This is a genomic window from Rickettsiales endosymbiont of Stachyamoeba lipophora (assembly GCF_003932735.1).
Lineage (GTDB): Bacteria > Pseudomonadota > Alphaproteobacteria > Rickettsiales > 33-17 > RICK01.
Genome location: NZ_CP033611.1, coordinates 392,195 through 404,882, shown reverse-complemented (window position 1 = coordinate 404,882; position 12,688 = coordinate 392,195). Strand labels below are relative to the sequence as shown.

The window sequence follows — 12,688 nt, the reverse complement described above, 5'->3', positions numbered from 1 at the left end:
GTAAATATGTATATTTGTTTTTTAATAAAAAACCTAACTTAAGATATATGTTTATGAGCGATTCAGTTTCCATTAATTCTCTAGAGAATGGTTTGATACTTTTACATGATTATTGTAAAAATATGCAGACTGTAGCTGTCAGGTTATTGGTTAGATTTGGTACTAGATATGAGCGAGAAAAATTTGGTATGGCTCATTTCATTGAACATATGATGTTTAAGGGAACCAATAAGAGAAATTATAAACAGATTGCAATAGAAGTTGAGCAAATCGGAGCAGATTTAAATGCATATACGTCTAAAGAACATACAGTTTATACTATTAATGTTTTAAAAGATTATTTGCCAACGGCTTTAGAAATTCTAAGTGATTTAATTGTTAACTCTACTTTCCATCAACAGGAAGTAGATAAAGAAAGAAATGTCATTTTGCAGGAAATTGCTGAATGTATTGATGATCCTGAGGAATATCTGTTTGATCAATTTAGTGACCTATGTTTTAAGAATCAGCCAATGGGACACAACATTTTAGGCACTCCAGAGAGCCTAAAAGAAATCACTAGAGATGATTTGATTGCTACTAAAGAAAGATATTATAATGCTCAAAATATACTAATAAGTATTGCAGGCGAGGTGGAGCTAAAGAGCATAGTAGATTTATTAAATAAAAACTTTGGTAACCTAAGTTTAGGCAATAAAGAAGATTTTGAGCTGGCGCAGTTTACTCCGGGAGCAATAATGTTGAATCGAGAACTAGAGCAATCGCATGTGTTGATAGGGCTTGAATCGGTTTCTTATAATCATCCTCAATTTTATTCTCAACAATTATTCTCAATGATTTTAGGAGGAGGAATGTCTTCAAGATTATTCCAAGAGATCAGAGAACAAAGAGGGCTTGCCTATCATGTTTCAAGCTTTACTACTTCTTATCCAGATATCGGTATTTTTGGAGTTAATGCCTCAAGTCTTTCCGACAATTTAGAAACCTTAATTACGGTCATGATAGATGTAATTAAATCTATGAGGGATATTGAGGAAGAAGAGTTAAATAGAGTAAAGCAGCAATTCAAGGCAAGCAGCTTAATGGCGCAAGATAGTGTAAGCTTTAGAGCCGAGTATCTGCTTAATAGCTATATAAAGTATCATAAAATTATTCCTATATCCCAAATTGTAGCAAAAGTAACTAAAATCTCCAAATCAGAAGTTGAAGATTATTATCATTTTCTAAAACAAAGCAAAATAGCTTTGGGTATCATTGGCAATAATAATAAAGATGAGTATTATAATTTAATCAATCTAACTTAAAAAAGTTTATAACTTTGAGCCATCTTCTGTTGAACAAATTGCTAGTTGCTGAGTTTGATAAATTGTATCAAGCACTTCTTCCCTATAAAAAGCATTTTAAAATGGTCGGGGGGTGTGTCAGGGATTTGCTGGCCGGTTTGCCAATTAATGATATTGATTTAGCAACTGACTATAAACCTGATGAGCTAACCGAACTTTTAACTAAGCTAGATATTAAATACCATACTGGCGGTATTAAACATGGTACAGTCTCAGCGATCATTGATCATAAAATTTTTGAAATCACTACTTTAAGAATTGATAAGTTTTGTGATGGCAGGCATGCTGAAGTGGAATTTATTGATTCGTGGGAAATGGATGCTTCTCGTCGTGATTTTACCTTTAATGCACTTTATATGGATTTTGAAGGTAATATTTATGATTATTTTGGCGGAAAAGAGGATTTAGCAGAAGGAAATTTACAATTTATAGGTAGTGCCGAGCAAAGAATAGCAGAGGATCATCTTAGATTGTTAAGAGCTATAAGATTTTGGCAAAGATATGGTAAGCAAAATTTTAGAGCGGATTTTAAAAATATTTTAAGAAACAATGCAAACAATCTACTAAACTTATCAGGGGAAAGAATATATCAGGAATTTAGTAAAATCATTACTGCTGATCACTTAAGTGATGCTCTTCGTTTAATGAAAGAGTTAAATTTTGAAAAATATTTAGGCTTTAAGATAATAGATAATTTTGAGCTAATAGAGCAGCTCAAGGATAATAATTCGATCAATTTAATTTTAATAAGTATATTAAAATTTGAGCTTGAAAATATTAATAATTTTATTGCTAGATGTAAATTATCAAGCAAGCAATCTAGATATCTTCTAGAGTTGTTTGGACTTATTGCCGAGAAGAAAATTGAAGATATACAATTCCTTCTATTTTATAAAGAAAAAGAGATGGTTATTGATTGGCTAAAATTTTTAGAGATTTCGCATAAAAAATCATATCAAGAATATATCAATCAAGTATGCCAGTACATAAAAAAACCTTTACCATTTAATGGGCAAGAAGTGGCTCAACTTTATGGTTTGAAGGGAAAAGAAATTAGTGATAAGATAAAGCAGTTTGAAAAAATTTGGATTGAAGCAAATTTTTTAATCACTAAAGAAGAACTGATAAAAACAGCGAAATAAGAATATGTTACCATTACTATCGTTAAATAAATTATCCTTGCAATTAGAGGAAAGATCTTTGTTTAAAGATTTAGAATTGCATGTGTTTTTAGGGGATAAGATTGCCTTGGTGGGTAAAAACGGCTCAGGTAAGTCAAGCTTACTTAAAACTATTGCTGGTAAAATGGATGCAGATTCCGGTAGCGTTTTTATTAAGCCGGGCTCTTCAGTTAAATACTTAATTCAGGATGTATTTATTAATTATGATCCACAGCAAACAATTTATGAATATATTTTAAATGATAATGAAGATCAAAAATATTTGCTGGATCAATTTTTAGTTCCTTTAGGCTTAGAAGGAAATCGAAAACTTGAAAAGCTTTCGGGAGGGAGGCTTAGAAGAGTGGAGCTTGCTAAGACGATCTATAATCGGCCGGATATATTATTGCTTGATGAGCCAACCAACCATCTTGATATCCAAGGTATAGAATGGCTTGAAAATTTTCTTAAAGGTTACCCAGGGGCTGTGATAGTTATTAGTCATGACCGTAATTTTTTAGAAGCAATAACGAATAAGATTTTAATAATTGATCGTGGAAAATGCCACTTTTATAATGAAGGATTTAAATCTTATGAAAATATTATTGATCAAATTATAGCGCAAGAAAACGAATCTTTAAGAACTACTAAACGTAAATTAGAACAAGAAGAACATTGGCTTACTTATGGTGTAACTGCCCGTAGAAAGCGTAATCAACGAAGATTAAAAGAATTAAAAGATTTGCGCGAAGAGTTTAAGCAGGAAGTAGGCAGGGGTAATAAGGCTAATGTTAATATAGATTTACCTGGCCATCAGCTTAAAAAATACAGCCAAGAGGTTATTAAGTTAGAAAATGTAACTTGTGGCTATCAAGATGTGACTCCTCCTAAAATAATATGCAATCAATTTTCTCTCAGAATTCTGAAAGGGGAAAAAGTGGGTCTTATTGGTAGAAATGGAGCAGGAAAGACTACGGTTATCAAAACTATTTTGGGTGAAATTGAACCTTTATCAGGTAATCTAACTTACGCGCCGAATTTAAAAATATCTTACGTAGATCAAAAAAGAGAAAGTATTAATTTAGACAAAACAATTTGGGATAATATAGCGGATATTTATGGTGAATATATTGATCTTAATAATCAAAGGTTGCATCTAAGCAGTTATCTTGGCCAATTTGCTTTTTCAAGTGATCAATTTTTTACCAAAGTTAAATTATTATCCGGAGGAGAGCAAAATAGATTGTTGCTTGCTATAGCTTTAGCCAAACCATGTGATTTATTAGTGCTTGATGAACCTACTAATGATTTGGATTTGGAAACTCTAGAAATCCTTGAAGATTTCTTAGGTAATTTTGCAGGCACTGTGCTCATAGTTAGCCACGATCGTGCTTTTATAGATAATGTGGTTACTAAAATAGTTATAATTTCTGATAATAAAGTTGAGCAGTTTGTTGGTGGATATAATGATTATCTTAAGACCATTTCTTTGCAACAAAAACAACAAGTTTTTATGAAAAATATGGCTTCGAAAGAAAAAGTAGAAAAAAATATAGCCAAGACCAAAACCAAGCTAAGTTATAATGAACAAAGAGACCTTGAGAAATTGCCGCAAGAGATAGAACGGCTTGAACAATCCCTTATGGAAATTGAAAAAGCAATGAGTGACCCGCTTCTGTATGAAAAATCTCCTGCTAAACTTGAAGAGCTAAGCAAAAAGATGATAGAATTAAAAGCAGAAATAGAGCAAAAAGAAAGTAGATGGTTAGCTGTAACAGAGCTTAATGAGCAAATAGAACATTCTTAATGACTAACAATTATCATATAATTTATAATTCCCCTATTTATGATGATACTCTGTTTGTTGAGTTAGAAGCAATCGCGTGGGAATTGGTGAATTCCGGTAGGATTAGGATTGATACCGGTACTACTTCAAATTGTGCTCGAATATTAATTCCAGAATTAGGTTATAGTGTAGCTTTTAGTGAAAAAGAGCTAAAGCAACCCAAGTTGTTGGAATTCACTAAAAGAATATTAGCTGGTTTTTGGGCAGAAAAAATTCAATCTTCACGAATGGTAATAGAAAAAGTTGAGTATACTCTTTCATTATTAAATAAAGAACTTTCAAAAAATGTTCCTTTAGCTAACAACCTAGAGATCAAGATTGCAAGGATACTAGCACAATCTGCTCACCCGGTAGTATTAAGAATGCTACTTTGGGAGCGAACAGAGATATATGTTACTTATGGATATTCTATTGGTGATATGCTTGATGTGCCTACTTGGCGTTCCAGTGGCAATAATTCCGGGATGCAATCAACCGACGGGAGAGATGCAGCAGTGTTTGTTTCTTGTGGCGGGGATCCTTTTGGCAAAACTGATAAGGATCATCCGGAATATGGAGATGGCCATCCTGCTATAGCAAGAATGATGGTAATCGCTGCACAAGAAATGGGGCATTACTCAGATATAAAGCGTGATTATAGTGGCAGGCAGGTTGGTAGGTATTCTGCTAATTTTGATGCTACTAGGGCTGATCATGCGGTGGCAGAGGCTAGAAAGTCTGATATGCATAATATTAATCACATACACCAAATTTTTAAACATGCAGGAATTGAAAAACTTAAAGAGGCTGAGAAAAGTTTAAAATTTTATCAAAAATTTAAATTTAAGGTTTTTATTAAAGGCTGGATTAATCTAAAACTGCTGTTTTTATATCGTAGCTTTGTTAAACAATGCGTAAATAAAGGTCTTGAATTTGTAAAGATTGCTTATCATCATGAAAAGTTTGTTGCGCTGTTTTTGGAAGCTATGGTTGAAGATATGAAATTTAATCTTGCACCCCAAGCAGATGTTTATAAACGTGAAAATAAAATGCAAGAGGAGGCAATTTTATGTGTTGAAGCTTTAGCACGTGTTCCTCAGCAGGTAATTAAATATGGCAAGCTTGCTACCAAAAGCTTTTATCCTAATTTATATAATATTTATTATGCTAAAGTTATTCCTGGATGTATCACTGCTTATGAAAATATGTGTGGGGTAAAATATTCGTTTAAATTAAGTGCTCCCAAATTTGCACATCTAAAAAGATTTTTAAGAAGAAAATTGCCATTTGTGCGCTAAATTCTGTTAAGTGAATTCTTAAGGAAATAGTTAGCCTACTTACCAAAAATTCTGTACAGCAACCCAAATAATAAGACCGCATATATTTGAATAAAAATTCCTGCATATAATCTGATTATTTTTTTCATAATATTTAAATTAAAACCTCTTGAATTACTTAAAATAAAAGTTTATCATCATGGTTAAAATAATAACCAATTATTAAACAAAGAGTAAAACCCATTATGTCAGAGTTTAGTACCGCTGATTTTGATGATGCAGTTAATCTTTCTACCGTACAAGATATCCCTGTAAAGCTTACTGTTATTTTGGGGCGAACTTCTATGCTTGTTGGTCAGCTGCTTAAGCTAGGAAAAGGTTCGGTAGTAGTGCTAGATAGAAGCATAGGTGAGCCAGTTGAAGTATTGGTCAACGATAGGTTGGTCGCTAAAGGTGAAGTGGTCATTGTGGATGATAAAGTAGGTGTAACACTTACAGAAATAATTAGAAATGATAAAGAACTTTGATGAAAATAAATAGTTTTCAAAATAAAGATAATTCTACAATAATCGCCACTATTGCTTGCGTAATTCTTATCGCTGTAGGAATTAGCATTGGTGGTAATTTAATTAATTTTGTGGATTTACCTTCGTTTTTGATAGTATTTGGCGGTACATTTTTAGTAACGGTTGCATGTTATAACTTTCAAGATGTATGGCAAGCTTTCAAAACTAGCTATGAAAAGCTATTTATCAAAACACCAGATTATGGCGACATCGCTTATGAAACACTTAAGGCTTCAGAGCTTGCTTATAAAAAATCAATATTATGGCTGGCCAATGAAGACAGAATAATGGGTGGGTATCACAAATTTTTTGCTGAAGGAGTAAGATTGCTTTCCGATAACATTACTGTTGAATATTTGGAAAATTACTTAAATCAGAATGTGTTATTTATGGTGGAACAGAATAAGCAGGCGATCAGCATTTTTAGAAAGGCTGCTGAAATTGCTCCAGCAATGGGACTAATAGGTACACTTATTGGGTTAGTGCAGATGCTTGCTAGCTTTAATGAAATTAATAAAATTGGCCCTAGCATGGCGCTAGCGTTAATTACCACATTTTATGGTTCAATATTATCTTATGTATTCTTTTATCCAACTGCTGCTAAATTAGAAAGAAATACTCATATTGAGTTAATCATAAGAAAAATTTACATAGAGGCTCTCATAAGTATTGGTAAAAAAGAAAATCCAAGAATCTTGGAAATGAAGCTTAATAACATTTTACCAACTGATCAAAAAATACATTACTTTAAATCTTAAAAGTTATAATTATGCGCATACTTGTTATCGGTGATTTGTCTGGACAATTTTTAACTGCGACACAAATTGCTATCAAAAGAGGTGCGAAAATAAATCAAAGCTCCACTATTGCAAGTGCATTAGATTTGTTGCGATCAGGCAAAGGAGCGGATTTAATTTTAATTGAAGTAAAAGCAGATATTAAAAGTTTGGTTGAAACGCTAAATGAAGAAAGAATTTACTTACCGGTAGTTGCATGTGGCTTCCACGTGACTAAGCAAGAGGTAACAAAAGCTATAGAAGATGGAGCTGTTGATTATTTGCCTCTTCCTCCTAATGAGGAATTAATTGTTGCAGTACTTAATTCCATTATTAATGATCAGAATGAATTTATTGCCCAAAGTGAAGCAATGAAAAAAATTGTTGATATGGCGCAAAAGGTGGCTACTTCTGAAGCTACAATATTAATTACTGGAGAGTCAGGAACTGGTAAAGAGGTAATAGCTAAATTTATCCACCAACATAGTAAGAGAAAAGGTAGGGTGTTTATAGGTATAAATTGCGCTGCTATTCCTGATAATTTGCTTGAATCAGAACTTTTTGGTCATGAAAAGGGAGCCTTTACCGGAGCATTAGCAAGGCGAGTGGGCAAATTTGAGGAAGCATCTGGCGGTACTTTGCTGCTTGATGAAATAAGTGAAATGGATATTAGGCTTCAAGCAAAACTACTTAGAGTAATTCAAGAACGGGAAATTACTAGAATTGGCGGAACAGGCAGTGTCAAAGTGGATACAAGAATTATTGCCACCAGTAACCGTAATTTAAAACAAGAAGTTTCGAAAGGAAACTTTAGGGAAGATTTATATTACAGGCTAAATGTTATTAACTTGGCTTTACCTGCGCTTAGAGAAAGAACCGAAGATATAATTAATATAGCTCAATTTTATGCAGAAAAATATGCAAAACAAAATGGATTAAATCATCCTGAAATTTCTTCAGAAGCTAAGCAAGCTCTAATTAACTATTCCTGGCCTGGTAATGTAAGGGAACTGGAAAATACTATGTTTAGAGCAGTATTGTTTGCGGGGAACCAGGCAATAAAAGAGAATGATTTGATGTTAAGCGAAGTAGAAAAAACTGCAATTAATATCGAAGAGGCAGAAAAAAATACTATAAAAATGGCGCTGAACACTACTATCGGCGATCGACTTCAAGCTGCTAAAATTCTAGGCATATCGATTAAGATTTTAGAAGATAAAATTGAGCAATATGAGCTTAAGTTAAAAGTAGATTCATAGTATATTAAAATATTTCTCAGGTTATTACCCAAATATCTTGTGCTGATTCCAGGCTATGTAAACATTTCTAAATGAAGAAATCATATAATCTTTGGTAACTAAATTCGCCTAAAATAATTTTATTTTGTCAAGTGAGCTTATAACCACTTTACCTATTTTAAAAAAAGTTAATAATACAAGTTTAGTTAACCAAGTTTAGATGTTTTTATGGATATAGAAAGTATTAGGGAAGAAGTAAAATTCTTAGAAAGCAAAAAAGATGATCAAAATTTTATTAATGCCGTATTTTTAAAGCAGGATTTAACTGATGAAAAAGTTGAATTTTATTCTGATCTTCTTTGGAATAATTTAAGCCAAGAGAAGACTTTTCAATGCTTAATGTCAAAGCGTAGGGGATGTACAAAAGATAAAAGTATAAACTCTCTTGAGATGCAAATTAGCTCTGACATTAAAGAATACATTAGCAAAAGAATTATATTATTAACTGAACAAGTGCAAAAATTATCCACCTATGATGATAAATCCTCAGTTAAAAAAAATACTTATAAAGATGTACCCGAGGGGCAATGTGTAGAATCAATTGATAAAATTTCAGCACAAAATCCTAATATAGGTCAAGCAACAATTGAACCAGACCTTATTCCTGAAGATCAGGTGCAAAAATTATTAACCCATTATGATGATTCTTCAGATGAAGAAGATAATTATAAAGATTTATCTCAGGAGCAATTTACGCAATTAATTAATAAATTTTCAGAACAAAACCTTAATATAGCTCAAGCGACGACTGAGGCAGCTTTTATTCTTGAAGATCAAGGGCGGAGAGTTATTTATAATGCTAAAGTTAGAGATGAGTTTTTAAAGAAAAAAGAGGCTGAACTCTCACATGACCAGGCATTATTAGATGCTATTAATAAATTAAATTTTAAAGAGGTTCTAACCTCTGCTGTTTATTCTGCTATCAATTCTTGTTACCCATGTGATAGTAAAAAAGATTATCCAGAAGTTGAGCAGTATGTTAGTGATATCCCTGGTAGCTTGCTAGCAAGGCTATCGCTAAAACAATCAAATAAAGAGTTCTTGTTAGATCGATTCCAACCTTATTTTAAACCATTGTTGGAAAAGCTAGCGGAAAAGCTAGCGGAAAAGCAAAGCGAGAAAGAAAACAAAGCAATTAACTTATTAAAATACCAGGCTACAGCTCAAAAATTTTATCAGATAGGTGGTATAAAAGATTTATTAAAAACATATGTTAAAGAAAAATTAGAAGAACTTCATGAGTATTATAAAAACAATGAAGATGATAGGGATGAAAAGGTAAATGAATTATTAGGAGTTGAATACACTTGTGAGGGTTTTCCTGATTCCATAGAAGATTGCCTTAAACAACCAGAGTATAAAGCACCAAATGGAAAGACATTAAATACATTTATTAAGAAAGCTTTAGCTGAAGAAATTACCAAATATTTAAAAGATGGTTATATTGATCAAATTGATGAAAATAATGAAATAGAGGATAGTAAGCTACTTAAAATAGCCTTAGATGAGGCAGAACAGAAAGGTTATAGGAATATTACTCGTTGTATATTTGCAAATGCCCAACAGCTTCAAAATATAACTCCTGAAATGATGTGGAGTACTACCCTAAAGACTTTCGGTGCCGCCCTCTCAAAAAGTTTAAAAGAGAGTTTAAAACTAAGTAATGTGAGCAGAAAAGTACTGAAAATTAATTATACTGATATTCAGAAAATAACTAGCGTTAAGGATTTTTATACTCAAGAACTCATGCTATATAGATCAGCTATTAGGCAATCAAGAAATAATGTAAAGAAAAAAATTGCTAGAACAATAGTATTTAATGATGATCAAGATTTAATCGTTCAAAAATCCCAAGATATTAAAGCGCAAGATAATATAGGTGGAACATATGTGTCTAATAGAGGCACTATCCAAGAAGAAGTATATAATTTAGGCAATTATGAAAACATTTTAAAAGAAATTGAAACTATTAAAACAGTTCAAAATAACATTCTTAGCGATGTTACTACAGCAAAAATGTTAAGAAGAGTATATAAATATGGAATATCAGGTCTAGAAAAGCTAAAATCTAAATCTAGTTCCCCAATATCTGAACATTTAACGTTAGAACAAAAGCAAACAATAATAAATTTAGTTGAACTATTTTTTGGAACAGAAGGTTTTAGAAGCCCCGCTGCAATTATAGAGACTAATATGGCCATTGATTTAATTATTTCTAGAGATAAAAAATGGGCAGAGTTACTTACCGGTACAAAAACAATAGGCAAAGGTGGAGGGCTTTCTTTTACAATGCAGAGTAAGGAGGAAGCTGGCGGGATTGAATGTGGTAGAAGGCTAAGTGAGGATGTCAATCTCCAGCATGCAAGAAAACATAAATATGGTGGCAATCCTATTGGCAGAGATGAATCTGGTTATATGGAATATCTTGGAAGAAAGCATAATCTTGCCAAAACTTGGGTTGAAAAAATTGCAGAAGACAAGCAAGACCTCATCCATTCAATAAAAAAGAGGGATAAAATATGGTATGGTTATGAGCTGTAATATTTAAATGTAATATCAAGAAAATTTTTAGAACTTAGGTATGAATTACTTTAAAATTATTCGACAAATCTTACCTCATTATTGGGTAGTGGATGCTAAGGTTAGAATAAGTATTATTTTATCGGTTATCTTTGAAATTATAAATAAAGGAATTAGCCTAAGTTTACCTTTTGTTATTAAATATATAATTGATAATTTATCAGCTCCTGAAGAAGCTAATAATATTATTATCCCTTGGGTGGCTATAAGTTATGGATTATTGTGGATAGTAGGACATGTGTTACGTTCACTTAGAACTATTTTTAATCTCGCTATATTTGAGCATTGCACTAATCTGCTAACTTTTAATATTTTCAGATATGTAATAAATCTACCGCTTAAGTTTCATCTGAATAAAAAGACAGGAGCTTTAACTAATACTATCGATCGAGTGGAGTATTATTTTCCTACTTTTATTGATGGTTTACTGTGGCAGCTTATTCCTATATTGATTGAGATCTTAATAGCCATAGGATTAGTTTATAGTCTCTATGGCCTGTTTTATGGACTCATAATTTTGGTAGTAATTGGAGCTTATTTTATTTCAACTATTATGACTGCAAAAAGGTCTACTATAGCTCAAACGAACAAACAAGAAAAATTAAGTAAACTTTCATCCTACATTGTTGATTCTCTGCTTAATTATGAGACCATCAAATCATTTAACAATGAAAAATTTGAGTTTAAAAGATGTAAATCAATCCTAAAGGAGAAGGAATTAGCCGTTAATAACTCTGATAGACGAATGGAATCTTTGGGAATTTTGCAAGTTATAATAGTAGGAACAGGACTTGGTTTAATTACCTGCTATGCGACCATGCAAATACAACAAGGAATATTAACAGTTGGTGATTTTGTGCTTTTAAATGCTTACATTTTACAATTTTCATTACCAATGAGCTATATGGGATATGTAGTTAGAGGGGTGCATCAAGCATTAACTGCATTACAAGAAATATTCACTTTATTTGAAGAGAAAAATGATTTAACAGATGCCTCTAGTGCAATCGATATAGCTAACAAAAATTTTTATGATGTTAAATTTGAAGAAGTAAGCTTTAACTATGGTAATAACAGAATTATATTAGATAACATTTCCTTTCATGCCAAGGCAGGTAAAACTTTAGCGATAGTAGGAGCAACAGGCTCTGGTAAATCTACTATTACCAAGTTAATTTTTAGATTTTTTGATCCCATCCAAGGAAAGATTTTAATAAATGGCCAAGATATTAGAAGTGTTACCCAAAAGTCTTTAAGACGCCTAATTGGTATAATACCACAAGATACTATTTTGTTTAATGAATCTCTTTGTTTTAATATATTATATGGCAATCCTACTGCTTCTAAAGAACAAGTAGAGCAAGCTATAAAACTAGCCCAATTAGAACAATTAATTAAATCATTACCACAAGGACTTAATACTCAAGTGGGTGAGAGAGGTGTTAAATTGTCTGGGGGTGAAAAACAAAGAGTAGCTATTGCCCGTGCATTACTCAAGAATCCTAAAATTTATATTTTTGATGAAGCTACTTCTTCACTAGATAGCCATACAGAAAAGAAAATTCAACAAAGTTTAGAAGAAATTTCGAAAAATGCTACTACCATTATTATCGCTCACAGGCTTTCAACCATCATAAAAGCGGATGAAATTATTGTAATGGATAAGGGTAAAATAGTAGAGAGTGGTACCCATAATTCTCTTTTGAAATTAAATGGATTATATGCTAAATTATGGCAAAAGCAGATTCAAGATACTACAACCTTAGCTTAATTTAGTCTGTAAATGTTATTGGAATTTCAATAAGCTCAAATAACTGTATGGTGCGCTATTTATCTAAGCCTTGCCGATTATATTTTAGAATT

9 protein-coding genes are annotated in these 12,688 nt (G+C 32.0%); all 9 read left to right on the top strand.

Features of this window, described 5'->3' with window-relative positions:
- Positions 1 to 53: 53 nt before the first annotated feature.
- The 9 genes from EF513_RS01760 (at position 54) to EF513_RS01720 (ending at position 12,596) form a co-directional block, all read left to right on the top strand.
- Positions 54 to 1,304, top strand: coding sequence for a M16 family metallopeptidase (locus EF513_RS01760; RefSeq protein WP_164503794.1), 1,251 nt, complete (start codon positions 54 to 56; stop codon positions 1,302 to 1,304).
- A 29-nt stretch (positions 1,305 to 1,333) separates the two neighbouring features.
- A complete protein-coding gene (locus tag EF513_RS01755) occupies positions 1,334 to 2,485 on the top strand; it encodes a CCA tRNA nucleotidyltransferase (RefSeq protein ID WP_125215698.1) in 1,152 nt (383 codons plus the stop codon).
- A 4-nt stretch (positions 2,486 to 2,489) separates the two neighbouring features.
- Positions 2,490 to 4,310, top strand: coding sequence for an ABC-F family ATP-binding cassette domain-containing protein (locus EF513_RS01750; protein WP_125215697.1), 1,821 nt, complete (start codon positions 2,490 to 2,492; stop codon positions 4,308 to 4,310).
- Positions 4,310 to 5,626 (top strand): DUF2748 family protein, encoded by a 1,317-nt coding sequence (locus EF513_RS01745; protein ID WP_125215696.1) that lies wholly within the window; start codon positions 4,310 to 4,312, stop codon positions 5,624 to 5,626. The genes EF513_RS01750 and EF513_RS01745 overlap by 1 nt, the downstream gene beginning before the upstream one ends.
- A gap of 224 nt (positions 5,627 to 5,850) precedes the next feature.
- On the top strand, positions 5,851 to 6,132 hold the full coding sequence (gene fliN / locus EF513_RS01740) for a flagellar motor switch protein FliN (protein WP_125215695.1): 282 nt from the start codon (positions 5,851 to 5,853) through the stop codon (positions 6,130 to 6,132).
- Positions 6,132 to 6,929, top strand: coding sequence for a motility protein A (locus EF513_RS01735; RefSeq protein ID WP_125215694.1), 798 nt, complete (start codon positions 6,132 to 6,134; stop codon positions 6,927 to 6,929). The genes fliN and EF513_RS01735 overlap by 1 nt, the downstream gene beginning before the upstream one ends.
- Positions 6,930 to 6,940: 11 nt before the next feature.
- Positions 6,941 to 8,206 (top strand): sigma-54-dependent transcriptional regulator, encoded by a 1,266-nt coding sequence (locus EF513_RS01730; protein ID WP_125215693.1) that lies wholly within the window; start codon positions 6,941 to 6,943, stop codon positions 8,204 to 8,206.
- Positions 8,207 to 8,413: 207 nt separating this feature from the next.
- Positions 8,414 to 10,786, top strand: coding sequence for a hypothetical protein (locus tag EF513_RS01725; protein ID WP_125215692.1), 2,373 nt, complete (start codon positions 8,414 to 8,416; stop codon positions 10,784 to 10,786).
- Between the two features lie 40 nt (positions 10,787 to 10,826).
- On the top strand, positions 10,827 to 12,596 hold the full coding sequence (locus EF513_RS01720; RefSeq protein ID WP_125215691.1) for an ATP-binding cassette domain-containing protein: 1,770 nt from the start codon (positions 10,827 to 10,829) through the stop codon (positions 12,594 to 12,596).
- Positions 12,597 to 12,688: the final 92 nt, after the last annotated feature.